The organism is Corynebacterium phoceense, assembly GCF_900092335.1.
GTDB lineage: Bacteria > Actinomycetota > Actinomycetes > Mycobacteriales > Mycobacteriaceae > Corynebacterium > Corynebacterium phoceense.
Genome location: NZ_LT596207.1, coordinates 313,856 through 337,563 on the forward strand (window position 1 = coordinate 313,856; position 23,708 = coordinate 337,563).

The window sequence follows — 23,708 nt, forward strand, 5'->3', positions numbered from 1 at the left end:
TTCTTTCGTCTTACAAGTCAGCGCGCGGAGCTGGGCGTATTATTCCCGCCTCCCCACATTTGCCAATTAATGGTGGCAAATTTCTTACAGTGGGCCTATCATCGTGCACTGTACCCAAAGAAAGGAAACAACAATGGCTGTTTACGAACTTCCGGAACTCGACTACGCGTACGACGCTCTCGAGCCGCACATCTCCGCAGAGATCATGGAGCTGCACCACACCAAGCACCACGCTAACTACGTGGCTGGCGCTAACGCTGCAACCGAAGCCATCAAAGCCGAGGCTGAGGGCGAGGGCAACGGTGACCGCCTGCGCGCTCTCTACAAGAACCTTGCTTTCAACCTGGGTGGCCACACCAACCACTCCATCTTCTGGAAGAACCTCTCCCCGAACGGTGGCGGCGAGCCGACCGGCGAGCTGGCTGAGGCCATCAACGAGGCATTTGGTTCCCTCGAGGGCTTTAAGAAGGCCTTCTCCGGCGCTGCGCTGAGCCTGCAGGGCTCCGGCTGGGCCGTCCTGGGTTACGACCACATCGCTGGTCGCCTCGCTATCCAGCAGCTCACCGACCAGGCTGGTAACACCTCCATCAACCTGACCCCGCTGCTTATGCTCGACATGTGGGAGCACGCCTTCTACCTGCAGTACAAGAACGTTAAGGCTGATTACGTCAAGGCTGTCTGGAACGTCTTCAACTGGGACGACGTTGCAGAGCGTTACGCTGCTGCTAAGAAGTAATTTTTAGAGCCTAGAGCCCGCCTTGCGCGGGCTTTTCGCGTTTTTCAATGAAACTCCGGAATTGATCCGCCGCCGGCGAACCGGGCCGCCACGTAAAGCCCAGCTCGCGGTACGCGGGCGGATCGAGCGGGACCACGGAGCCCACCCGCAGGTACGGGTCATCCACCGGAATGAGCGCGACACCCAGTCCCGCCGCAACCAGACCCGCAACGGTCGTAAGCTCCATCGACTCGAAGACGAGATGCGGCGTGAAACCAGCGCCGGCAGCCAGGCCGTCAAGAAGCATGCGCGTACCGTAGCCGGGCAGCATGCCGATGAAGGGCTCCTCCGCGAAGTCGGCGAGGCGGACAAAGGTTGCATCCGACTTCGGATGCCCGGGAGGCAGGGCAAGGCCAAGGCGCTGCATCTCGAGCCGGTGCCAGGGCAAACCCTCCGGTTTCGGGCCCACGAGAGCGATGTCGGATTCGCCTTGCTGCACGCGATCCACAAGCTCGCGGGCAGCGCCCTGATGGAGTACAAAGTCGACGTTGGGGTGGGCCGCACGATATTTTCCCAGCAGGTCCGGCACCAGCCACGTTCCGAGCGAATGCATGAAGTCGAGCCGGACAGTGCCGCGCTCCGGGTCCATGAGGCGAGCGACCTCGGCGCGGGCCGCGGCAGCATCGGCAAGCATGCCCTTCGCACGCGGGACGAAGGACTTCCCACGGTCGTTGAGGTGAAGGGCTCTTCCGGCGCGATCGAAGAGCGTGGCGCCGAGCTCGCGCTCGATTCGTTGGATGCGGCGCGTGAGCGCTGACTGGGACATGCCGAGGGCATCCGCGGCGGCGCCCACGTGACCATGCTCCGCGACGGCGACGATTCCACGCAGATCCTCGAAATTCATGCACACCTCGCATTGAAAACTAGAGTTTCAAACATTTTACACATGAACGCAGGTGAGGCAGGCTAGAAGAATGACTCGTTCCCGCCGCGCGACGCTCGCCATGCTGCTCATCGGCCTGGCTATTTTTTCTGGACTCTACTCCACGCAGGCCATCCTGCCGGTCCTCGTCGAGGAGACGGACATGAGCTCGGGCGCGGCGGCGCTCACCGTGTCCGCCGCAACGGGTGGGCTCGCGCTTTTTGTCATTCCGGCGTCCATCCTTTCGGAAAGATTCGGCCGCGGTCGCGTGCTTCTCGCCTCCGCCATTGGTGCCGCGCTCATCGGCGTGCTCGTTCCGTTCGCGACGACGGGATGGGCGGTGATTGTCCTGCGCGGCCTCCAAGGCGCAGTGATGTCCGGTGCGCCCGCCACGGCCATGGCGTGGCTGGCAGAAGAACTCGAACCGAGGGCCCTCCCGCGCGCCATGGGCATCTATATCGCAGGCAATTCCATCGGTGGGCTCATCGGCCGCCTCGTTCCTACGTTCGCCACCGAGGTCTTCACCTGGCGCGGCGCGCTGTGGACGGGCGCAGCCGTGACGTTGGTCTTCGCACTCGTCGCGGCGTTCTTACTCCCTCCGCAGCAACGATTTACCCCAAAAGAAATTCACCTACGTTCGGAGCTCTCCGCCCTCTTCCAGCACTGGCGTGATGGTCATTTGGCGGCGCTCTACGCCGTCGCATTCCTCGCCATGGGCACCTTCGTATCTCTGTACAACTTCATCGGCTTCCGCCTCATCGAGCACTTTGGGATTCCGCCCGTCATCGCAGGCTTCGTCTTCCTGCTGTACCTCTCCGGCACGTGGTCATCCGCGCGCGCAGGAGGGTTCATCAACCGATTCGGACGGAGGGCGACGCTCACCGGATCTTCCGCGCTCATGGTCGTGGGTTCCCTGCTCGCCGCGGGGCCATTGCCGGTGCTCTTCGTCGGCCTGTTGTTGTTTACCGCCGGTTTCTTCGCGGCGCATTCCACGGCCTCCGGCTGGGTGGGAGCCCGTGCCACGCAGGACCGCGCCGAGGCCTCGAGCATGTACGTCTTTTGTTATTACTTGGGCTCCTCGATCATCGGCGCGGCGACGGGGTGGGCGTTTTCCGTTATCCCCTGGGTCGCCTACGCGGTGGTGTTGGCGGTGCTCTCACTCCTTCCCACCTTGATCGCAGCAAATTTATCCGACTAAAGTCGTAAGAATGAACAACCAAAAGACGGTCGAGGAAAAGTTTTCCCCGCGCGTGTGGCATCGCCGCGCCGCGCGGCCGGTGTCCGTGTGGATGATGGTTTTCATCCTCATTGGACTTACTCACTTCGCCATCCCCAACTACGGATGGCTCCTCGTCCACGTCTTTACCCTGGGCATTCTCACCAACTCCATCCTCGTGTGGTCCCAACACCTCACCGAGAAATTCGTGCAGCACAAGCTTGCCGATGCCGCCCGTCCCCGCCAGCTGTATCGGATCTACGGGCTCAATATCGGCGCCATCATCGTCATGGTGGGCCAGGTCTTTGCGATTCCCTACGCGACTATTACCGGCGCCGCCATCATCGCAGTACTCATGGCGTGGCACGGCGTAGAAATCCTCGGCCAGTGGAAGGGTGCGTCCGGGAAACGCTTTCGGCCCATCGTCGGCGCGTATGCGGCATCCGCATTCTGCTTGCCCGTCGGCGCGTTCTTTGGCGGCTGGCTTGCGCTCGATCCGGGCAATCCGCGGCTGCTCATTGCACACATCGCGGCGAATATCGGCGGCTTCGTCGGGCTTGCGGCCGCAGCCAGCCTCACCATCCTCCTGCCCACCGTGTGGCGCTCTCAGGGCATCTCGAAGTACATGACGCCCACGCTGTGGATTCTGGGCGCGGGCGTCCTCGTCACGATTATCGGCGCGCTCGTTGGTTTTCCAGAATTCGGTTTCGTTGTGTATGTGATCGGCTGGGTCCTCGCCTGGCAGCAGTGGCTGGGCAACGTCAACCTCAAGCAGTTCACGTACGCGTCAGCGTCCTCCATTGCCGCCGTCACCTGGCTCGTGCTCACGCTCGCCTACTACGCGGTGGAGCTCATGCTGCAGATGCAGCCGAAGGTTCCCACCATTGCCCTCCTCGTCGGTTTTGCGGCGCAGCTACTCATCGGCATGATGAGCTACCTTCTGCCCTCGACCATGGGCGGTGGCCCCGGCGCGACGCGCGCGGGCTTAATAGAGATGTACAGGTATGGCTTACTCCGCTGGACATTTATCAACGGCGGCCTGCTCTTGTGGATTTCCGGCACGAATTCCTACCAGAACGTCGTCATGTCGCTGTTGTGTCTAGGCTCGCTGGCGGTCTTCCCCATCTTCATGATCCGCGCGGTCAAGGCACAGAAGGCGGTGCTGAAGAAGGAGAAAGAGGCACCCGCAGCCGAGCCCGAGCCGCGCTTTATGGAAATCACGATCGGCGTCGCCATCCTCGCGCTCGTCTGGGTCCTGTTCCAGCTATAAATCGCCGATGCCCGGCGCCCCAGCACTCATCCACTCGCGAATACGGTACGTCGCCTGGACGTCGCCGCAGTTGTACTCCAGAAGGCGCGCACGGGCGCTCTCGTCGCCTGCAACGGCGGCACGGCGTGCGTTGACAGACGCTTCGCCATCAAAGTCGTCTTCTGCCCACGCATGGCCAGCAACGGGAGCGACGGTTTTTAAGCTGAGGCCATGCGGGCCAGCGAAGCTGCGTTTGACGTCAAGAAAGAGGTCGACCCAGTCCTCGGAAGTAATGAATTCTTCGATCTCATTCTGTGCAATTCCGAAGCGCTCTGCCGATGACCGCAGCCAATGGTTTTCCCCATGCGCCGAGTAGCAGTAGGCGGCGAAGGTCTCGCCGCGCGCATGCGTGGCGCTGCGCAGTTCGGTCAGCCAGGTCCAGAACTCGTGGAAATTCTCACCTTCTGCGGCGCCGCCCAGCGGCTGCCACGTGACGAACGGGTGGTACGCACCGTCGTGCCACACACCCCAGAGGTACGCGCCCTGGTCGAGGTAGGCCTCCATGTCGATGTCGACCTCCACGTCGGCCCGGCGCGGCGGGGCAAAGGTAGGGCGCTTGAGAAGTGGGATCCCACGTTCCCACGCCGCCGCGAGACGACTAGGCTCGCCGAGGTTCGCCTCGATGAGGCCGTGCACCGTGTGGATTCCACGCTCCCTGTACTTGCGACCGCGATCCCCAGGCAGGAAGAGCGAAATATCGTCCATGCGCTCGAGCTCCGGGCGGCAGAACTCCCAGAACCGGCAGCTGGCGCACTCTTTGACACGGCGCGGGGAGTCGGGCAGGTCCTCCAGCGTCGCGAGAGCACGCTCGGTCGCCTCAAAGTAATCACCGGTCTCGACGACGAACGCGGTCTCTCGGTCCTGGCCGATGACGACGCCCCGGCCGGAGTCAAGGTCGGATTCCTGTAAGCCCCACGCGCCCAGTGCGAGACGGTAGCCGTCCACCGGGTGATGGCGCAGCTTATAGGGCAGGTCGAGCGGCGCCGAAAGTCCCAGCCTGTGCGTCGGCACGCCGGGGAGCGTCGCATGCGGGTTCTTCTTCGCCACGCGGTGGTTACTCACGATGATGGGCAGGTAGGCCTCGCCGTCACGCACCAGCCCGTCGAGTTCGACGTACCAGCCGCCATAGCGAAAGCGGGCATTCGTAATGAGATGGACTCCCGCGGCCATCGCCTCGAGGGTCGCCATCTCACGTGCGAAGTCGTCGCCTCCAAGGTCGACCCGCCGGAAATTTTTAGAGCTCGACGAAAGGAGGGAATGGACCGCAGCACGGGCGGCATCGGCACGCTCTGCACGGGCGAGGCTTGCATGGGTGGAGGGAACATCGGGGTAGCGCTCCCGCTGCACGAGCCGGTAACGGCAGCCCACGAGATCGCTGGCCTCTACGGGACCGACGCTGTAGTTCCTCACGCCTTCCAAGCCTAACGGGTAAAGTTGGAAGACGATAAACGCACAAACATCAACGAAGCACAAGGAACTGATTCCCATGGCCAGCATCATGAAGACCCTCCGCAAGCGTCGCAACGAGGCGAAGGCCGAGATTAAGGCAGCAAAGACCCGCGCTCTGGCCGAGGTCAAGGACGCCCGCAAGGCACGCGAACGTCAGCAAAAGCTGCTAGCCAAGCAGGAAAAGCACCTCATTAAGGCCGAGGAAAAGGGTCTCAAGCGCAAGCGCAAGCACGAGCAGAAGCGCGCCAAGCAGGAGCTGCAGAAGATTAAAGAAGGCCGCTTCAACGCCAAGACCGTCAACCGCTACGCCGGCGCCCTCCGCGCCGCCGCCCCGCTGCTGCTGCCGCTTATCTACCGTGGCATTATGTCCGGCCGCGAGGCCCTAGAGCAGCGCAAGGCCAAGCGGGCCGGCGTCTCCGTGGACCAGCTCGCGTCTCTGTCGGGCCACGGCGCTCCGCTCAAGGCGCGCATCGCTGGCGTGCGCAACTCGCTGCCGGGCTCGGGCCTTCCGGCGGGCTTCCAGCGCGACGTCCGCGAGCGTCTCGACGAGCTCGACAAGGCGGTCGACAACGCCGAATACATGACGGACCAGCAACGTCGCCGCGCACATGAATCCATTTCGGCCGATATTGACGGAGTTACTCAGGAAATCCAGGAACGCCTGTAATTTCCTTCGATTTCGATTAACCCGGAATGCACCTTTATGGTGATTCCGGGTTGTTTTATTAATTTGAGGAATTTCTTCTTCAATTGCGTAACGCTTTTGTTGACGCGACCGATTTTATGATCGAATTAGTCCCATGTTCTGTCACCATGAGAAAGACGGAGCACTGTTTTGCGGGACAAAGTCACCTGTCATTGCATAGTCGAAACCCCCACAATAGTATTCAAAGGGCTTTTCCCATGTCACGTCGCGAAGTCACACAGTTCTATGACGACCTGGACCACACCCCGCTGTCCGAAAGCGAAATGGAAGTCATCCGTTTTTCCGTCGACGGAACGACGTACTTGCTGGATCTTTCCCCTGCCAACGCGGCGAAATTCCGCGCTGCCCTCGATCCGTTTGTGAGTGCTGCGCGCATCGCACCCGAGCCCGACGCACGCCGTGTGAACCCCAGCGTCATCCGCGATTGGGCCCGCACCCGGGGCATCCCGGTCGCCCACCGCGGCAAGATCCCTAACGTGATCATTGAGGCCTACAACGAGGCCAACGCTTAAAGCACGCCTTGCTCGCGCGCCGCAGCCACGGCCGAGGTGCGCGAACGCACGCCCAGCTTGTCATAAATATGCACGAGGTGGGACTTCACCGTCGCCTCAGAGAGCATGAGGTCCTGGCCAATCTGGCGGTTCGACGCACCTGCGGCGACCAGCTGCAGGACCTCGAGCTCGCGCGGCGTCAGCGAGGTACGCGGAGTGCGCACGCGCGTCATGAGACGGTCAGCGACAACGGGCGAGAGCGCCGAGTCGCCGTCCGCCGCGGAGCGCACCGCCGCGAGGAGCTCCGCCGGCGGCGCATCCTTGAGCAAGTAGCCCACAGCACCCGACTCGATGGCGCCGAGGATATCCGCGTCCGTGTCGTAGTTGGTCACGACGAGGATCTTGGGCGGGTTGTCGCCCTGGCGAATGGCCCGGGTGGCCTCGGCGCCGCCCATGACGCGGGTGCCTTCGATGCCCGCGCCGAAGCGCAGGTCCATGAGGATGACGTCGATCCCGCCGCGCGCGGCGGCGTCGATGGCGGCCTCTGCCGTCGCGACCTCACCCACGACCTCGATGTCCTCTGCACCTTCCAGGATGGCGCGGAGACCGAGGCGCACGATTTCATGGTCGTCTGCCAGCAGGACCCTAATCACAACGAACGCTCCTTATATCAAACTTTTGAACACCGTCATTCTATACTAAGGGCACGCTAACAGATACCGCCGCCCCAGAGCCCGGCGTGGACTCGAGGGTGACGGTCCCGCCCAGCTCTTCTGCCCGGCGATGCATAGCAGACAGACCAATGTGTCCGAGTCCGGCCGGGCGCGCCTCCACGGCCGCAGGGTCGAAGCCCCGCCCGTTGTCCACGATGTCCACACGCACCTCGTTCTCGTCGTACGTGACGGTCACGCGCGCCTTCGTCGCGCCCGAGTGCTTCACCACGTTGCCCACAGCGCCCTGCGCGATGCGCAGGAGCGCCGCCTCAATCTTCATGGGTAGCTGGGCCGCGTCGCCTTCCACGTCAACGTCGATGTCAATCCCGGCCGTCGCCGCGAAATTCGCCGTCATGCGCTCCAAGGCGCCAGCGAGCGAGGTCTCCGCAAGCGCCGTCGGCTGAAGAGCAGCGATCATTGCACGCGCCTCATGGAGGTTGTCAGACGCGGTGGTACGCGCGAGCGCAATCCGCTCGCGCGCCTTATCCTCGTTGTGCGTGTCGAGGTCACGATCCGCCGCGTGGAGGAGCATTTGGATAGAGGAGAGCCCTTGCGCCAACGTGTCATGAATCTCGTGGGCGATGCGCTGACGCTCAGCAATGACACCCGCATTGCGCTCGGACTCCGCGAGCTGAGCCTGCGTTTCTTTGAGCTCCCGTGTCATCTCGGCGAGTGCGCTAAACGCGTAGTAGATGGCGACGACGACCACCGCGGAGACCAGCGGGCCCATCGCGCCGCCGAAGGTGATGTCGTTCGGAATCTGCACGCCAATCGACAGCGCCGTTGCAAAACCCACCATGAGAATGCCGCGCCAATCGTCCACGACGAAGAGGTAGAGGAACATAAGCGAGAACAGCAGGTACATCGCCGCTGGCGCGATGAGCATCGCCGCGAACCACGTCACGGTGAGCACCACGAGCCACAAAATCTTAGGCCCCAGCGTCCAGCGCTCGAGGAAATTCCAACCACCGAAGTAGATAATGGCGAAGGTCGACAACAACATGAGCGTGGACACCGCCGAACTCATAGGCATGGACACCACCGTAAAGATGGCCACGACCAGCAGCGTGGTGGTGAGGATATGCACGCCATTGCGCAGTGCATCAGATTCTGTCGTTAAGCTGGTGTCCATGCGCCATATCCTACTGCCCCTCGTGTGTGCCGCCCTCCTCGCTGGCTGCTCTGCGCAGGACACTCCCGAACCCGCCGAATCGAGTGCCGTCGCCGCCGACCCGCTCACGGATAACGCGGCGGTCGACGGTTTTCCCGTGGATTCCCCCGCCATCGTCAACGCGTGGGATCAGGAATGCCCGTACCTCGACCCCCAATGGGTCGCGGAGACCAACGGCCAGCGCATGACCAAGCAGGGTCTCGATACCCGCTTTGGCACGCCCGCCTGCGTCTTCTGGTCCTACCCCGAAGCGCCCCAGGCGACCGTCATGGTGCGCGACCTCGGCACCGTAGAGCGCGCCCGCGCCGCCGTGGATTGGGCCGCCCCCATCGACCAGACGGAGCCTGTGGATGAGGGCGGCTGGCAAGGCGGCCGTGGCGTCCTCAACGAGGAGCTCTCCGTCTACGCCGTCCAGAAGGACAACGAGGCCGTCCTCGTGTGGACGAACCAGGCACAGACTGTCAAGGCCGAACTCATCGCCAAGGAAGCAATTAAAAACCTCGGGCTCTAAACCGCTACGTCGTTATACGGCATCATCTCCGACACCCATGGAAACACGACGTCCATGAGCAGAAAGAATACGGCGACGAGCAGGGCGAGCGAGAAAGTCGCTTTCACCCAGCGCGGCCCCGGCAGCAGGTTCCATATGGCTCTGTACATTTAGCTTTCCTCCAATACGGCTGGGCGCTCGCCCGCGACCTTCGGCTGATGGTCCGTCTCCATTGCGTGGATGATCATGCGCTCTGCGTTCGAGAACTGCGGGTGGCAGGTCGTCAAGGTGATCAAGCCTTCCGATGCCTCCGCGTTGTCCGTCCCAGGCACCGGCGCGATGGTTCCCACGTCGCTCGGAAGCGTAATGGAGCGGCCCAGCACGTTCGCATACTCGCCCGTGAGCTTCCCCTGTTGTTCGGGCGTGAGGCAGTCCGCGGGCTCACCATCAATCGGCAGCACGCGGTAGGTAATCCACTCGGACTGCGTCTCAACCACAATCGCGTCGCACGTCTGCAGGTTGCCCAGATCATTGAACGGGGCACCCTTGCCCACGCGGTGGCCGGCAACGGCGAAATTTCCGAGTTCCCCAGGCATCTGGCTGTCCGTATAGCGCCCAGGGCCAGCGAGAAGGTCCTCGTCGTTCGTGCCCTCGACTATCGCAAACTGGTAATCCGAGCCGAACGTAGGGATATACATGCGGGCGAAAGCCTCGCCCAGCTCCGGGTGGAGCTGCCCGCGCGGGTTGACCCATTCCTCATCGAGTTTCTCAGACGCCTGATCCTGCAGCTTGCCTGATTCAATATTCGTCCAGTAGGACTCATAGAATGCGAAGAGCAAGAGAAGGACCCCAGCGGTAAGCAACAGCTCGCCCACAACGTGGGTGACGCTCATGAGCGACTTCTTCATGCTCAACACTGTACTGCCCTTCAGAGAAAGGCCCGAACCCGCGTGATTGATATCTTCGTCTACCCGGTCTCTGCCATCATGAAGCTCTGGCACCTCATTCTCCACAGCTTCCTCGGCGATCAGACCGCATGGCTCGTATCGATTCCGCTCCTCGTGCTCACGGTGCGCTCCCTCATCTGGCCGCTTAACTGGTCCGCCATCCGCTCCGGCCGCCGCTCCGCACTCATGCGCCCTGAGCTCGCCGCGCTCAATGCGGAGCTCGACCAGGCCACGACGACAGCGGACATCGCGGCACACAAGGCAAAGGTCAAGGAAGTCCACGAGCGCTACCACTACCGCCCCGTGGCCGGCTGCCTCATTCCCTTCATCATGGTGCCCGTCTTCATCGGCCTCTACCAGGTCATCCTGCGCATGGCCCGCCCGTCGTTTACGGGCGCCATCGGGCTCATCTCCGCGGATGAGGTCGAAGATTTCCGCAGCACCACGCTCGCCGGCGTTCCGCTACCCGCCTATGTCTCCATGCCCGAGTCTTGGGCCACGCAGTACGGCGTCACTGGCGGCGAGGTCCGCCACCTCATCATGCCGCTTCTGCTCGCCGCGCTCGCTGCCACATTTATCAACATGTGCATCTCCTGCTACCGCGGTTTCCTCACCACCCAATTCGACAAGACCATGCCGCGCCGCATGCTGTACGTGCTCGCGTTCTTCGCAGTGCTGACCCCCTACTTGCTGTGGAATGCCGCCATTCACGGCCCCGTCCCCGTGGCGGTCATCCTCTACTGGTTCACGTCGAACCTCTATACGCTCACCCAGACCCTCGTCAATGAGACCCTGCTACGCCGCCGCTACCCGCTTTCCGATGCCGCCCATGCCGCCCGCCGCGAGTCCTGGCAGCGCCACAGGGCATCCCGTAAAATCCCCCGCGCCGAGCGCCGCGCGCAGAAGAAGGCCGCCAAGGCCGAGGCCAAGCGCGTCGCAGAGCTGCGCGCGCAGCTCCTACGCGAGGAGCGCGAAGCTAAGAAGTCCGGTGAAGAGAGCTAAATCGTGTAATCCGCCGGCGGCTCAGCAAGCATCTGCTGCGCCATCTCGCGCGCAGTCCGCAGCGGTGCCACGTCGCGACGCAGGCGCGCCCCCGCGAGACCGCCGTCGAGCAGGATAAGAATCTGGTTCGCCTGCTCGCCCGAGGGATAGCCGTTGCGCGCGCTGAGCAGGTCCGTGAGCACCGTGTGCATCCAATCGCGGTGCGTGTGACACGCCTCGACGATGCCGCGCTCTAGGTCCGTTTCCGGGCGCGGATACTCGCCCGCCGCATTGAGGAAGTGCGAGCCACGGAATTCCTTGCCCGGCTGCTCCTCGATCTCGATGTCGAAGAAGGCAAGCACCTTCTCCTCCGTCGTCGCATCCTGGGTGCGCTCAGTCCATACGGTGCGGGCCTGCTCGTCAAGCGCCTCGATATACGCGATGACGAGCGCGTCCTTGCTGCCAAAGAGCGAGTAGAGCGACGCCTTCGCCACGTCCGCCTCGCGCAGGATGCGGTCGATGCCGATGACACGGATGCCCTCCGTGTTAAAGAGGTTCGTCGCCGACTCGAGCAGGCGGCTACGCGGACTTGGCCGGTTGCGTCGGGACTTCTTCGGGGTTGTCACAGTGCTCCTTCACGGGGTATCGGGTAGGTGGCTCCAGCCAGGGGGTGAAAAACTGGAAAACCGGTTCATCTACACACTGTAGACAAACCGGTATGTCCGGCGCGAATTATATTACTTCTTCGCACCGCGACCGCGGATAAGACCCACGATCCACAGGAAGACAACCGCACCCACAACCGCGGTAACGATCGAGAGAATCCAACCGTTCGAGCCGCCGATACCCAGCAGCTTGAGGATGCCGCCACCCACGAAAGCACCCACCAAACCAATAATCAGGTTCATAATGAGACTGTCGTCGCGGCCCATGATCTTCTCTGCAATCCAACCAGCGATAATACCGACGATAATCCAACCAATGAAGCTCATGAGAGCGCTCCTTTTCTAAGTAACTTTTTGGTCCATCTCCCATGGTGCGCCCGTTGCTCGAGAAAATCGAGAAAAAGCGAGAAAGCGTCCAATATCGTTATTGGACGCTTACTCATTCGTTAGCTAATCGAAACATTCTATAAATGTTCCGAGAAACTAACGCACACGGTTATCACTCAGAATCCGGGCGGACAACCATCATCGGGCACGGCGCGTTCTGCAGCAGCGCGCGCGAGGTGGAACCCAGCAGCATGCCCTTGAAGCCGCCGCGACCATGCGAGCCGACAACGAGCAACTGGGCACCCGCGGCGGCATCGGCAAGCGCGCGCACCGGACGGTCACGAGCGATAACCTTCTTCACCGGGACATCCGGGTACTCGGCCTGGAACTCGGCCAAGCGCTCAGTGAGCAGCACCCCCTGTTCCTTCTCAACCTCGGCCCACTCGGCCTGCGCGGCAGACAAGCCGGCAAGCGACGCCTGCACCTGCATATCCATCCATGTGTGGACGGCGATAAGCTCAGCACCGCGGGCCGCAGCCTCAGCGAACGCGTAGTGCGTAGCCTTCTGGGAGACCTCGGAGCCATCGACGCCGACCACAACGGGTCCGTACTTCGTGGACTCGGTGACCTGGTTGTCCTCGCGAACGACGACGACCGGGCAGGACGCGTGGGAGACAACCGACGCGGAGACCGAACCCATAACCATGCCGGACAGGCCGCCCATGCCGCGGGAACCCATGACAACCATGGTGACGTCATGCGACATCTCGAGCAGCATGTCGATCGGCGAACCCTCAGCGATGGTGTGGCCAATCTTGATGTCCGGCGCAACCTCATGAGCCACGGCACGTGCAGCTTCGATCTTCTCCAGCGTCTCCGCCTGCAGATCATCAAAGAGTTCCTTGGGCGGAACCATGCCCTCTGCGTAGAGGAACTGCGGAACCGTGTAGCTCGACGCAATACGCAGCGGGATGCCGCGCTTCATCGCGGTGTTTGCGGCCCACCGCACAGCGTTCTTTGACGCCTCCGAGCCATCGACTGCAACGACAACAATGTCTTCCTTGGCCATGACATCCATCCTTTCGAAGTGGTTATACCGTTAGTATACCGCCCATAAGACCGGACGCTACCAGCTAGATCACATCTCGGGGGTGGTGTGAGCGGCCTCCGCATTCGCCGGGAAGAAGACGTTATAGAAGAACTCACCGATCCGGGCGATGACAGCACCGATACCATCGGAGAAGAAGGCGACAATCGGTTCGAGAAGGGCGTTAAAATCCATGGCCAATAGATTAGTACACATGCGCAAAGGCTTCACCCCGTTGCCCATCCGCGATGGTCTCAACGCCACTCGCGCCCGCGTTCCCGAACCCGGGCTCACCGCCTACTCATTCGTCTGGCACCTCGTATCCTCCCAGCGCCACCGCCACCCCTCAGACAACGAGGCCGCAGTCCTCGCCCGCTTCGATGCTGGCGAGGTGGTTCTCCGCGACGGCACCGTCCTTTCTCCGGACTCCGTCCTTACTGAGGGCTCCGACGTCTACTTCTACCGCACCCCCGCTCCGGAAACACCCGTCCCCTACGACATTCCGATCCTCTACGAAGACGACCAACTCCTCGTAGCCGACAAGCCCCACTTCATGGCCACCATGCCCCGCGCGCGCCACATCACCGAGACCGCCACCGTGCGCCTGCGCCGCTCGACCGGTCTTTCCGAGCTCTCCCCCGCCCACCGCCTCGACAGGCTTACCGCCGGCGTCCTTCTCTTCACCAAGGACCGCACCGTCCGCGGCGCCTACCAAACCCTCTTCGCCAACCGGGAAGTCTCCAAGACTTACGAGGCCGTCGCCGCCTACCAGCCTTCCGATGCCCCCGTTACCTGGCGCTCCCGCATCCACAAGGTCCCCGGCGAAATCCAAGGCACGCTCGTCGAAGGCGAACCCAACGCCATCACCACGCTCGAGTCTGTCATGCCCCTGTCTAGTTCGGAGCAGGCAGCCCTCGAAGCCATCCACGGCCCGCAACCCTCGCTCGCGCGCTACGTCCTCAAGCCCACCACCGGGAAGACGCACCAGCTCCGCCTCCACATGTGGGCCGCCGGCCACCCCATCCTCGGCGACCCGGTCTATCCCACCGTGCTCCCCGAGGACGCCGAAGACATGACCATCCCGATGCATCTCATTGCGCGCACGCTCTCCTTCACCGACCCGCTGAGCGGCGAGCAACGCACATTCACGTCACAATTAGTCACTACGTTCTAAAATTGACGTCCTACACGCCCACAATCCCTCTCCGGTGCACACAGAGAGGGATTTTTCATGCTTTTCGCACGATGAGAAATGCTGCGAAAACCGCTGGTCAAAGAATGGGGTAGCTATAACAACACAATTTCCCATTTCAATTCTCCCCATGCCCGATCCGCACAATAATGGCGAGCCCCCAAGTCAGTTGCCTGCGGATCTCCCAAGTTAACCTCTGTGACTGCTGTGAATATTCGAACATAGGAACTTTCGCGGCCCGCTTCGTTGGAACTCCGTTGCCACCCGACCCTCGCTAGCATCCTCTGTCTGCTATCAAGCCTCGTTGCACCCTGCACTCCACTCCGATACCCTCAAGCCCGTAAACACCAGGAGGAGGAACGCCATGAAGGCCGCAACAATGCTCAAGATTGTCACCGCCACTGTCCTCCTCCTCGCCGCGACACTGCTCGCCGCTGTCCACCTCTTCCATCGCGCCGAGGTCAACAACCTCGTCTCCCAAGCCGAGGACCGCGGCGTCAACTACGAGCTCACCATCCACAATCCCGTGCTGTATACCTACAGCTTCCTTCCCGAGTAGCAGCGCCCGCCCCGCCTCGACCCCGTATTCGTCAACGATCCCATCACGAATTGGCACGACCCCAACGTCCCGTTTCCGAACTAAATGCGTAACTGCGTGCCGCACGCTTCTGTATCCGCGCGCAGGCAGTCGCGCCGTTCTACTCGGCCCCTCCAGTACGAGCCGATGGAAAGATGGGATGCCTTCCGTTCGACGCTAACGCAAAGTAGCGAGCGTCCCACCAAGCAAACGACAGGCCCCCTTGAATCGCAGCCTGCCGGTATCGGCGGACATACACGTATGTCATCACCTCACCTCAAAGGGAACGGACGAAAAGCTCGACTTCGCCCCTCGCGTCCGCAGCGAATGCCGTCTCCTCAACGTCACATATGCGAAACGACGAAACCTTCCGGCCAGTACTCGTAACCGCTCCCCTTATTAAATGTCTCCCACTACTTCCGCAAAACTGAGCAAAACGTGTGGGCGTGTAGCGCTCGCGTGCCTCCGTGTGCCGATGACCCCTCTGCGTAACGATAGCCCTGTACTCGGGATGTAGCGAGGCCGATGCATTCGAGCACCCCATTATGTATGAGCTGTTGAAGAATCGCGAAGCGGTAGATTCGATGCCTCATTTACGTTTCAGGCTCCGACTGTCGCCGGCCCGCCAAAAGGCTCGGCATGACCGTCGGCGCGTTCTGCCTTCGGTATGCCAAGACCGCAAAAAGACCGCTTGCCGGGAAGAAGCGTGTTCTTCCCGGCAAGCGGCCTTTAAATATGTAGTTGTTGTTTGTTGTTTTTATGTCGGCGGTAACTTACTCTCCCACACCCTCCCGAGTGCAGTACCATCACCATCTGAAACAGACAAAAATAAAAAGTACATTGGCACACTATTGAGTTCTCAAACATCATCCGTACACTCAACCACAACCCTTAACGAGTTGCTCTCAAGCGACTTGTTCAAACTTAACGAAATGAATTTTATAAGTCAAATCCATGTCGATTCGGTTTGATTGCCGCTAGCTCGTAACCTTTCGGCCATCTCGCTGGCAGCTCGGATAAATATAGGCGAGCCTTTGAAAACGCGCAAATCGCCAGGTAAGTAGCACTTTCGCAGCACCTACCTGGCGATCCCGAATCGTGGTTAATAGAAGGTTTCTTCCTGTGCACGCTCGATAGTGGCACCGAGAGCGGTGAGGTTCTCCACGAAATTCGGGTATCCACGGTCGATATGGAAGACATCGTGGACGGTAGAGACCTCGTCCGCGCACAGGGCGGCGAGCACGAGACCGGCGCCGGCACGAATGTCCGAGGACCACACGTGCGTAGAAGAAAGCTTTTCCTTGCCGCGGATAACAACGTGGTGGCCATCCACCGTCGCCTTCGCACCCAAACGGAGCATCTCGTCCACGAAGCGGAAGCGTGACTCGAAAACGTTCTCCGTGATCATGGTCATCCCCTCTGCCACGGTGGACAGCCCGATGGCCATGGGCTGAAGGTCGGTGGGGAATCCCGGGAACGGCAGCGTTTGGTAGTTGACGGCCTTCGGGCGGCCGTCCATGCGCACCCGGAAACCATTCTCGTAGGTCTCAACATTCGCGCCGGCGAGCTTGAGCTTCTCCAGCGGCAGGTGCAGGTGCCGCGGCGCGATGCCGGTTACCGTAATGTCGCCCCGCGTCATGGCTGCGGCGTAACCCCAGGTACCGGCGACGATACGGTCGCCGATGACCTCATGCTCGGTGGGATGAAGCGAAGGAACGCCCTCAATGGTGATGGTCGACGTGCCCGCGCCTTCGATCTTTGCACCCATGGAAACCAGCATCGAACACAGATCGACAATCTCGGGCTCGCGTGCCGCATTGTCGAGGATCGTGACGCCCGAAGCCAGGACTGCGGCCGTAATGATGTTCTCGGTCGCACCCACCGAGGGGAAATCGATGGAGATCTTTGCGCCGCGGAGGGCTTCGGCCTCGGCGACGACGGCGCCATGTTCAATGCGAGTGACGGCGCCGAGCTTTTCCAAGCCGGACTGGTGCATGTCGAGCGGGCGAGAGCCGATGGCATCGCCGCCGGGGAGAGCGACCTTGGCGTGGCCGCACCGCGCAGTCAATGGCCCCAGGACACAGACGGACGCACGGAACTGGCGGACGGCATCGAAGTCGGCATCGGAACGCAATTCCGCCGGCGTGGTGATTTCCACGCGGTCGCCGTCGATGGTCACGATGCATCCCAGGCCCTCAAGCACCTTTTTCATCAAAGGCACGTCGAGGATTTCCGGGCAGTTGGTCAGGGTTGTGGTGCCCTCTGCAAGCAGCGCGGCTCCCATGAGCTTCAGCACGCTGTTCTTGGCGCCATCAACCTTGACGGTGCCTGCAAGCCGGGCTCCACCGGTTACGTTAAAGATGTCTTTCACACGGGACAGTTTACGGCAAGGCGCCAATACGGCGAGCCGCGTTCACCGCTTCGTAACGCGTGTGTGCGCCCAACTTGCGCATCACGGAGCGCAAATAGGACTTGACGGTCTCGGCACCGATTCCCATTTCTTCGGCGGCCTCGATGTTGGTGTGGCCCAGCGCCACACAAGAAAGCACGTCGAGCTCACGGGCAGACAGCTTCGTAGACTGCTTGACGCGAACCGGAGAGACCATCTGGTCGCAGAGCATCTCGAGCTCGCGGCGCAAATCATCGTCCTCGACACGGTTAGCCAGCATGCGCAGCTTGGAATGCGTGGAACGAATCTGCTCCCACTCAGCACCGTTCATGACGTTGCCGCGTGCCGCAGCACCCTTGGCGCCATCGGCGCGGCGCATAGCGGAGTTGACAGCGAGGTCCTGCTCGAGGGAGCGAGCAGTCATCGTTACTTCTTCGATGACCTTGTCCCCCAGGCGCACCGGCGAGTGCACGCCAACGTAGAGAACGCCACGAATCTCACGCTGCACGATGACGGGGACAGCCACGATGGAGTGGAGACCTTCGTCCTGCATGGCGCGGTCATTCTCGTGGGAGATGGTGTTGGCACGAGCATAATCCGTGACACCCACGGCGCGGCGGGTGGAGACCACGCGACCACCGACGCCGACGCCAGCGTCAATGATGAGGTTCTGGAGAGCCGGAGTACGCAGGCCCACCCACTGTGTAATTTGCAGGCGGTTATCCGCCAGCAGCGTGCCATACATGGTGACGGGAATTCCGGTGGCGTTTTTCAGGGAAGAAAGCGCGGCGCGGACGGCTTCTTCGTCATCTTTGATGCGGGGCGTATCCATGTAACTACTCCAGGCTCGGGGACACCCAATAAGGTGCCCTAGTCCCACTCAGGGAAGCGGGCAAATATCCGATAGGTTTTCGGCTTACGGGGGTAATCGTAAACCACACCCACCCCTCTACCCTAATTCCGCATCGTAAACATTCCACCAAAGAGAATAAATATCTGTCTAGAATTTGCGAACCGAGCGGTCTAGGACGATAGTGTAGGATCGGCGCTAGCAAAGAAAGACCAACAGATTTTAGGAGGCCACACACCATGGCACAGGTATTTGATTCCATTCTCGACACCATCGGCGGCACGCCGCTGGTGCGCCTTAACCGCCTTGTTGAGGGCAAGAAGGCCGAGGTTCTCGTGAAGGTTGAGTCCTTCAACCCGGCTAACTCCGTCAAGGACCGCATCGGTAAGGCCATCGTCGAGGCCGCGGAGAAGTCCGGCGACCTCAAGCCGGGCGGCACCATCGTCGAGGCAACCTCCGGTAACACAGGTATCGCCCTCGCCCTGGCTGGTGCAGCCAAGGGCTACAAGGTCATCCTCACCATGCCGGAGACCATGTCCAACGAGCGCAAGGTTGTCCTGCGCGCATACGGCGCAGAGCTCGTCCTCACCCCGGGCGCCGCTGGCATGCAGGGCGCTGTCGACAAGGCAAACGAGATCGTCGCCCAGAACGAGAACGCTATCCTGGCTCGCCAGTTCGGCAACGAGGCCAACCCGGCTATCCACTACGCCACCACCGGCCCGGAGATCTGGAACGACACCGAGGGCAAGGTTGACGCTTTCGTCGCCGGCGTCGGCACAGGCGGCACCGTCTCCGGTGCCGGCAAGTTCCTCAAGGAGAAGAACGCAGACCTCTACCTCGCTGCTGTCGAGCCGGCTTCCTCCCCGCTGCTCACCGAGGGCAAGGCTGGCCCGCACAAGATCCAGGGCCTGGGTGCCAACTTCATCCCGGAGGTTCTCGACCGCAAGCTACTCGACGAGATCCTCACGGCTACCAACGAGGAGTCCATCGAGACCGCTCGTAAGCTCGCCACCGAGGAGGGCCTGCTCGTCGGCATCTCCACCGGTGCGAACGTCTCCGCCGCTCTGAAGCTGGCTGACCGCCCGGAGTTCGAAGGCAAGACCATCGTCGTCGTCGCTCCTGACTTCGGTGAGCGCTACGTCTCCACCGTCCTGTTCGAGGACATCCGCGAGGCATAAGATTTACCGCTGAATAAACGCGCCCGCCATTTTGGCGGGCGGTTTTTCATACCTATTAGAGTGGGTGCCCATGAGCATTCTTTCCAGAATCCGCGAGGATCTCGCCAACGCCCGAGATCATGACCCCGCCGCGCGCGGCGACATAGAGAATGCCATCGTGTATTCCGGCCTCCACGCCATCTGGAGCCACCGCATCAGCCACTGGATGTGGAAGCGAGGCTGGAGAGGCCCTGCGCGCATTCTCGCGCAAATCAACCGCTTCTTCACCGGCGTGGAGATCCACCCGGGCGCCACGATCGGCCGCCGTTTCTTCATCGACCACGGCATGGGCATCGTCATCGGCGAGACCGCGGAGATCGGCGACGGCGTCATGCTCTACCACGGTGTGACCTTGGGTGGCCAGGTCCTCACACAAACCAAGCGCCACCCCACCATCGGCGATAACGTCACCATTGGCGCCGGCGCGAAGGTCCTCGGCCCCATCACGGTAGGCTCCGGCTCGGCCGTAGGCGCCAATGCCGTCGTCACCAAAGACGTGCCGCCAGACCACATCGCTACGGGCATCCCGGCGAAGAACCGCCCACGCAATCCCAACGAGCGCATCAAGCTCGTCGACCCGGACTACTACATCTAAAGCTTGCCGATGCCCCCTCGTAGGGCCACGCCAAGAGCCCCATGCAGTGCATGGGGCTCTCGTTCGTTTCTCAGGCTCTAAGAGGCCACGAGGTCCTGGTACTCCGGATTCTTGCTGATGAAGCGCTCCACGGCCGAGCAGGTGGGGATAATGGAGCGTCCTGCCGCGCGGGTGTCATCGAGCGCGAACTTGATGAGCGGCTTGGACAGGCCCTTGCCCTGGAATTCGTCATGGACGACTGTGTGGTCGAACTCGAGAACCTGAGCGGAGTCCTTGTAGTCGGCGAAGCCAGCTTCTTCACCATCGACGGTGATGACGTAGCGGGACTGGTCGGTCTGCTGTGCAACGTTGATATCCATGTCGCCATTATGCCGAAACCCTGCCTCCCCGTCGAGACCTCGGTCCTCCCCCATCCCAGCCGCGCGGCGGCAGTTCAGGACAACGAAGACCCTAGATCCTGTGAGTTGTAGCCGCTTCTTTGTCCTGAAATCCGGGCTTAAGGCAGCACAACAAAAAATCCTCGCTCCGGAAACCGGAACGAGGAGTATTTTGTGGCCAGAGCCAGGATCGAACTGGCGACCCCACACTTTTCAGGCGTGTGCTCTACCGACTGAGCTATCTGGCCAGAAGTCAGATGACTTCGGCGACCCTGACGGGACTTGAACCCGCGACCTCCGCCGTGACAGGGCGGCGCGCTAACCAACTGCGCCACAGGGCCATATTCTATTGTTGTTGTGCTCTCTGGCACGAGTAGTTACTCTACACAACAACCCTAAAATCACACAAATCACCATGTCACCGCCCCTTTCTAGGACGGTGACATGGTGAAGAACTTAGACGTACATACTATTTGCGACGAGCGAGCAGGAATCCGCCCGCAGCGCCCACCGCGATAAGGAGAACGACTCCAGCACCGATGAGCATGCCCTTGAGTTTACTGCCACCAGCAGAGTCCTCACCGGCCTGTGCGACATCAGCGGACTGCTGCTCTGCATTGTCCCCTTCCTTGGGCGCATCCTCGGTCGTGGTCGTCTCAGCGGCCTTTTCGAGGTCTTCTGAGGCCGACGCAAGGTTGATGGGGGTATCGGAAGGCTCGGCACCTGGCTCAAAGTTGGGCGTGAACTCGGGACCGTCCATCGGCTCACCGTCGAGCTCCACCTTGAACGAGTAGCCCTGGTCTATGCCCGCCGTACGATCGTGCTTGTTACCATTCACGCTCTTTGCGAAGACGAGATAGTACGTGCCGGGGAGCGTCAGGGGTCCATCGATGTACTCGGTACGGTTAGCCCATTGCACGGCGGAATCGCCGGCGCTGCGATTCACTTCTTCTTCGCTTCCCACGTAGATATCTTCTCCGGCAAGCACGCTGCCACGCGTGGGGTTATAAAAATCCCACTGCAAGCCGTAGCTCTGGTGCTCCGCGACCGTCTTGCGCCCCTGCACAGTCACGACCGGACGCTTGCCGTAGGGCACATCAAACTTATAGAAGCGATATTCGCCGTCAACGATGGCGTCGTTATAGGTCTCCTCCGGCGTCACGGCTGCCGCGGAGTCGAAGGTAGCGCCGCCGGCCACAGGTGCGCCCTCCTCAATCTGCGTGACCCCAGGGAGCTCACGAGACGCATACGGCTTCTTTTCGTCGCCAGCGAACGCGCCAGCCTTGACGTACTGCACGTTGACCTCAACGTCTAGCTCGACATCCTGGTTGACCTGGTCGGAGCTGAGCGTGTCAGCGAAGTACAGCGTTGTCACGATGTCCCAATCGTCCATCTTGATACAACGATTTTCCTCGTCCTCGGGCTGCTTTTCGTTTTGCACCAGCACGCTGGCGGAATAGGGCGGCGTGTAACGGCCGCCGCTCGTCGTGCGTGGGCTCGGCTGTACCGTGGTCGCGTAGTCCTCACAGTTGGGCGCAGGGTTTTCAGCCTCGACCGTGGAGAAGATGTCCGAAGTTACCTTACCATCCGCGTTCTGCTCTGGGATAGCGAAAACCGTGACATACGCGTTGTAGCCCTCAGGCACGGAAAGCTTGGTGTAGAACGGACGATCCTCGGCCTCGTTCTTACCCATACGGGGCAGGACCTTCGTGTGGTAGGTGCCCTCCCCGAGATACTTGGCACTGTCTGGATCATCGGCGAACTCGAACGGGGTGCCCCGTGCCTCGTACATGTTGACAGAACGCAGCGTGAGGAACTCCATGTTCTGCGCAAGCTCAGCAGCATTCGCTGCAGCGAGCGACTGGCCACCCGTTGCCTTAGCGACGCAATCCAGCTCAGACTGCGCCTTCTCGTCGACCTGGAATCCAATGGTGTGAACCGTGAGCCCCACGCCGTCAGCAGCAAGCTCCTTGGCCACGTCGCACACCGGTGGCGGCGCGCAGGTGTCGATGCCGTCCGAGACGAGCACGATGGAATTCTCGCCCTCGCCGCCGGCAGCTTTGAGCTGCTCCGCGGCCTTCTTCAGCGAGTTTCCGATGGGAGTGTAGCCCTTGGGCTCCAAAGCATTAAAGCTGTCTTTCAGCCCGGCCTTGTCGATCCGCCCGACCGGCGATAGCACGGAAATATCCTGGCAACCACGCTCTTTATTATCCGGCGCATTCGACTCCTTGGAGCCATACGCGACGGCGCCGACAAGGGCGCTGTCCGGAAGCTTATCGACGAGCTGGTTCGTCGCGTCCTTGGCCACCTGCATCTTCGATGGGCCGCCCTCGCTTTCTGGATCCGCCATGGAGAACGAGGCGTCCATAACAAGCGCCACCTTGGACTGTTTATCGCTCGTCGGTCCCGCGTCTGAGCTCGGCGCTGTAGACGACGCTGTCGTGGACGATTCCTCGGACTGCGCGGCCGCGAACGGGACGACCAGCAAACTGAGGAAAATTATTGAAAGAACTGCGCCCCACGTGCGAGGCGAGAAATGCGATGTAGCCATCTAACCTAGCCTTTGCATAGAGAAGAGTGATTTACTACACAAAAGTACCGGAGATGACAAAAGGTCGCACCTGGAACAGAACAGAAAACACTCGGTCCTTACTTGAAACCAAGCAAGGACCGAGTGCGTCACACAATGCGACCCTGACGGGACTTGAACCCGCGACCTCCGCCGTGACAGGGCGGCGCGCTAACCAACTGCGCCACAGGGCCATATTCGATTTTTCTGTACGAAGAAAGAATCTTCGTACCCCCAACGGGATTCGAACCCGTGCCGCCGCCGTGAAAGGGCGGTGTCCTAGGCCGCTAGACGATGGGGGCCCGGTACATGTTCGCTCACAGCAGTGTGCAACATGCGACCTCCTAGAAATATACTGGAGTGATCCCCATGCAACAAAATCGCCCGTAGGAGGAGTTGAAAAACCATGACTGAACAGGCAGAACCCTGCGGCTGCCACGCCCCCGGCACGCATGGCTACAACCAGTCGGAGATTTCAAAGAAGCAATATTTGGCTCGACTCAAGCGAATTGAGGGCCAAACGCGTGGCATTCACCGGATGATCGACGAGGACCAGTACTGCATCGACATCATTACGCAGATCTCCGCGGTAACCTCCGCACTAGAAAACGTCTCGCTGGCGCTGCTCCAAGACCACATCGCGCACTGTGTCGCTGGCGCCGCTGCCGAGGATGGTCACGTGGCCCAGGAAAAGCTCGAGGAAGCCATGACGGCGATTAAGAAGCTCGTGAAGAACTAGCAGCGCTGGCCCCA

At 61.2% G+C, this 23,708-nt stretch carries 26 protein-coding genes and 4 tRNA genes; 12 read left to right on the plus strand and 18 right to left on the minus strand.

From position 1 onward, the window contains the following. The first annotated feature begins 133 nt into the window (after window positions 1-133). On the plus strand, window positions 134-736 hold the full coding sequence (locus BN9444_RS01445; RefSeq protein ID WP_066493482.1) for a superoxide dismutase: 603 nt from the start codon (window positions 134-136) through the stop codon (window positions 734-736). A 10-nt stretch (window positions 737-746) separates the two neighbouring features. On the opposite strand, the gene BN9444_RS01450 is transcribed toward BN9444_RS01445, so the two are convergent. Then, window positions 747-1,619, minus strand: coding sequence for a LysR family transcriptional regulator (locus BN9444_RS01450; protein ID WP_066512957.1), 873 nt, complete (start codon window positions 1,617-1,619; stop codon window positions 747-749). A gap of 70 nt (window positions 1,620-1,689) precedes the next feature. Between BN9444_RS01450 and BN9444_RS01455 the strand changes: the two genes are divergently transcribed. Next, the gene (locus BN9444_RS01455) at window positions 1,690-2,835 is read left to right on the plus strand and encodes an MFS transporter (protein WP_066493476.1); all 1,146 of its coding nucleotides are present in this window, start codon (window positions 1,690-1,692) and stop codon (window positions 2,833-2,835) included. Window positions 2,836-2,845: 10 nt separating this feature from the next. Further along, window positions 2,846-4,123, plus strand: a complete 1,278-nt coding sequence (locus BN9444_RS01460; protein ID WP_230383972.1) for a copper oxidase — start codon at window positions 2,846-2,848, stop codon at window positions 4,121-4,123. Here BN9444_RS01460 and BN9444_RS01465 read toward each other — a convergent pair. Further along, window positions 4,118-5,572, minus strand: a complete 1,455-nt coding sequence (locus BN9444_RS01465) for a TM0106 family RecB-like putative nuclease (RefSeq protein ID WP_233423530.1) — start codon at window positions 5,570-5,572, stop codon at window positions 4,118-4,120. The two genes, BN9444_RS01460 and BN9444_RS01465, sit on opposite strands and share 6 nt — an antisense overlap. A 76-nt stretch (window positions 5,573-5,648) precedes the next feature. Between BN9444_RS01465 and BN9444_RS01470 the strand changes: the two genes are divergently transcribed. Both BN9444_RS01470 and BN9444_RS01475 read left to right on the plus strand, forming a co-directional pair. Further along, complete coding sequence (locus BN9444_RS01470; RefSeq protein ID WP_066493467.1) at window positions 5,649-6,278, plus strand: DUF6474 family protein; 630 nt, start codon at window positions 5,649-5,651, stop codon at window positions 6,276-6,278. A gap of 236 nt (window positions 6,279-6,514) precedes the next feature. Continuing rightward, the gene (locus BN9444_RS01475; protein WP_068801305.1) at window positions 6,515-6,829 is read left to right on the plus strand and encodes a histone-like nucleoid-structuring protein Lsr2; all 315 of its coding nucleotides are present in this window, start codon (window positions 6,515-6,517) and stop codon (window positions 6,827-6,829) included. On the opposite strand, the gene BN9444_RS01480 is transcribed toward BN9444_RS01475, so the two are convergent. Together BN9444_RS01480 and BN9444_RS01485 are read right to left on the minus strand one after the other, a co-directional pair. Further along, window positions 6,826-7,461 (minus strand): response regulator, encoded by a 636-nt coding sequence (locus tag BN9444_RS01480; protein WP_066493463.1) that lies wholly within the window; start codon window positions 7,459-7,461, stop codon window positions 6,826-6,828. The genes BN9444_RS01475 and BN9444_RS01480 overlap by 4 nt on opposite strands. Window positions 7,462-7,501: 40 nt before the next feature. Next, window positions 7,502-8,653: a sensor histidine kinase gene (locus BN9444_RS01485; RefSeq protein ID WP_068801306.1), complete on the minus strand. Its 1,152-nt coding sequence runs from the start codon at window positions 8,651-8,653 to the stop codon at window positions 7,502-7,504. Here BN9444_RS01485 and BN9444_RS01490 point away from each other — a divergent pair. Beyond that, window positions 8,652-9,203, plus strand: a complete 552-nt coding sequence (locus BN9444_RS01490; RefSeq protein WP_066513002.1) for a DUF2020 domain-containing protein — start codon at window positions 8,652-8,654, stop codon at window positions 9,201-9,203. The two genes, BN9444_RS01485 and BN9444_RS01490, sit on opposite strands and share 2 nt — an antisense overlap. Here BN9444_RS01490 and BN9444_RS14625 read toward each other — a convergent pair. Both BN9444_RS14625 and BN9444_RS01495 read right to left on the minus strand, forming a co-directional pair. Beyond that, window positions 9,200-9,352, minus strand: coding sequence for a hypothetical protein (locus BN9444_RS14625; protein WP_168162241.1), 153 nt, complete (start codon window positions 9,350-9,352; stop codon window positions 9,200-9,202). The two genes, BN9444_RS01490 and BN9444_RS14625, sit on opposite strands and share 4 nt — an antisense overlap. Next, complete coding sequence (locus tag BN9444_RS01495; RefSeq protein ID WP_066493453.1) at window positions 9,353-10,090, minus strand: class E sortase; 738 nt, start codon at window positions 10,088-10,090, stop codon at window positions 9,353-9,355. 42 nt (window positions 10,091-10,132) lie between these two features. Between BN9444_RS01495 and yidC the strand changes: the two genes are divergently transcribed. Next, window positions 10,133-11,131 carry a membrane protein insertase YidC gene (gene yidC / locus BN9444_RS01500; protein WP_068801307.1) on the plus strand — a complete coding sequence of 333 codons (999 nt, stop codon included), beginning with the start codon at window positions 10,133-10,135 and terminating at the stop codon, window positions 11,129-11,131. On the opposite strand, the gene BN9444_RS01505 is transcribed toward yidC, so the two are convergent. From BN9444_RS01505 to BN9444_RS14630, 4 genes are all read right to left on the minus strand, one after another. Further along, the gene (locus BN9444_RS01505) at window positions 11,128-11,736 is read right to left on the minus strand and encodes a TetR/AcrR family transcriptional regulator (RefSeq protein ID WP_066493449.1); all 609 of its coding nucleotides are present in this window, start codon (window positions 11,734-11,736) and stop codon (window positions 11,128-11,130) included. The two genes, yidC and BN9444_RS01505, sit on opposite strands and share 4 nt — an antisense overlap. 111 nt (window positions 11,737-11,847) lie before the next feature. Next, window positions 11,848-12,102: a GlsB/YeaQ/YmgE family stress response membrane protein gene (locus BN9444_RS01510; RefSeq protein WP_066493446.1), complete on the minus strand. Its 255-nt coding sequence runs from the start codon at window positions 12,100-12,102 to the stop codon at window positions 11,848-11,850. Between the two features lie 172 nt (window positions 12,103-12,274). Continuing rightward, the gene (locus BN9444_RS01515) at window positions 12,275-13,171 is read right to left on the minus strand and encodes a universal stress protein (protein ID WP_066493443.1); all 897 of its coding nucleotides are present in this window, start codon (window positions 13,169-13,171) and stop codon (window positions 12,275-12,277) included. A gap of 69 nt (window positions 13,172-13,240) precedes the next feature. Then, on the minus strand, window positions 13,241-13,384 hold the full coding sequence (locus BN9444_RS14630) for a hypothetical protein (protein WP_168162240.1): 144 nt from the start codon (window positions 13,382-13,384) through the stop codon (window positions 13,241-13,243). Between BN9444_RS14630 and BN9444_RS01520 the strand changes: the two genes are divergently transcribed. Next, on the plus strand, window positions 13,320-14,363 hold the full coding sequence (locus BN9444_RS01520; RefSeq protein ID WP_084759215.1) for a pseudouridine synthase: 1,044 nt from the start codon (window positions 13,320-13,322) through the stop codon (window positions 14,361-14,363). The genes BN9444_RS14630 and BN9444_RS01520 overlap by 65 nt on opposite strands. A 382-nt stretch (window positions 14,364-14,745) precedes the next feature. Then, window positions 14,746-14,940 (plus strand): hypothetical protein, encoded by a 195-nt coding sequence (locus BN9444_RS01525; protein WP_068801309.1) that lies wholly within the window; start codon window positions 14,746-14,748, stop codon window positions 14,938-14,940. 1,120 nt (window positions 14,941-16,060) lie between these two features. Here the strand turns inward: BN9444_RS01525 and murA are convergent. Together murA and ramA are read right to left on the minus strand one after the other, a co-directional pair. Next, window positions 16,061-17,329 (minus strand): UDP-N-acetylglucosamine 1-carboxyvinyltransferase, encoded by a 1,269-nt coding sequence (murA, locus tag BN9444_RS01530; protein WP_066490348.1) that lies wholly within the window; start codon window positions 17,327-17,329, stop codon window positions 16,061-16,063. A 10-nt stretch (window positions 17,330-17,339) separates the two neighbouring features. Beyond that, window positions 17,340-18,179 (minus strand): acetate metabolism transcriptional regulator RamA, encoded by an 840-nt coding sequence (gene ramA / locus BN9444_RS01535; protein ID WP_066490341.1) that lies wholly within the window; start codon window positions 18,177-18,179, stop codon window positions 17,340-17,342. A 257-nt stretch (window positions 18,180-18,436) separates the two neighbouring features. Between ramA and cysK the strand changes: the two genes are divergently transcribed. After that, window positions 18,437-19,375, plus strand: coding sequence for a cysteine synthase A (gene cysK, locus BN9444_RS01540; RefSeq protein ID WP_066490339.1), 939 nt, complete (start codon window positions 18,437-18,439; stop codon window positions 19,373-19,375). 70 nt (window positions 19,376-19,445) lie between these two features. Continuing rightward, on the plus strand, window positions 19,446-20,009 hold the full coding sequence (gene epsC, locus BN9444_RS01545) for a serine O-acetyltransferase EpsC (protein ID WP_066490337.1): 564 nt from the start codon (window positions 19,446-19,448) through the stop codon (window positions 20,007-20,009). Window positions 20,010-20,086: 77 nt separating this feature from the next. Here epsC and BN9444_RS01550 read toward each other — a convergent pair whose 3' ends face one another. The 6 genes from BN9444_RS01550 to BN9444_RS01580 all read right to left on the minus strand — a co-directional run bounded on the left by BN9444_RS01550 (window position 20,087) and on the right by BN9444_RS01580 (window position 23,257). After that, on the minus strand, window positions 20,087-20,368 hold the full coding sequence (locus BN9444_RS01550; protein WP_068801310.1) for a GNAT family N-acetyltransferase: 282 nt from the start codon (window positions 20,366-20,368) through the stop codon (window positions 20,087-20,089). A gap of 193 nt (window positions 20,369-20,561) precedes the next feature. Continuing rightward, a tRNA-Phe gene (locus BN9444_RS01555) sits at window positions 20,562-20,634 on the minus strand. Between the two features lie 19 nt (window positions 20,635-20,653). Next, window positions 20,654-20,727, minus strand: a tRNA-Asp gene (locus BN9444_RS01560). 128 nt (window positions 20,728-20,855) lie between these two features. Then, window positions 20,856-22,754 carry a VWA domain-containing protein gene (locus tag BN9444_RS01565; RefSeq protein WP_068801311.1) on the minus strand — a complete coding sequence of 633 codons (1,899 nt, stop codon included), beginning with the start codon at window positions 22,752-22,754 and terminating at the stop codon, window positions 20,856-20,858. A gap of 321 nt (window positions 22,755-23,075) precedes the next feature. Then, window positions 23,076-23,149: transfer RNA gene (locus BN9444_RS01575), tRNA-Asp, on the minus strand. 35 nt (window positions 23,150-23,184) lie between these two features. Beyond that, window positions 23,185-23,257 (minus strand) — tRNA-Glu (locus BN9444_RS01580). Window positions 23,258-23,361: 104 nt separating this feature from the next. On the opposite strand from BN9444_RS01580, the gene BN9444_RS01585 reads away from it, so the two are divergent. After that, complete coding sequence (locus BN9444_RS01585; protein WP_068801313.1) at window positions 23,362-23,694, plus strand: metal-sensitive transcriptional regulator; 333 nt, start codon at window positions 23,362-23,364, stop codon at window positions 23,692-23,694. Window positions 23,695-23,708: the final 14 nt, after the last annotated feature.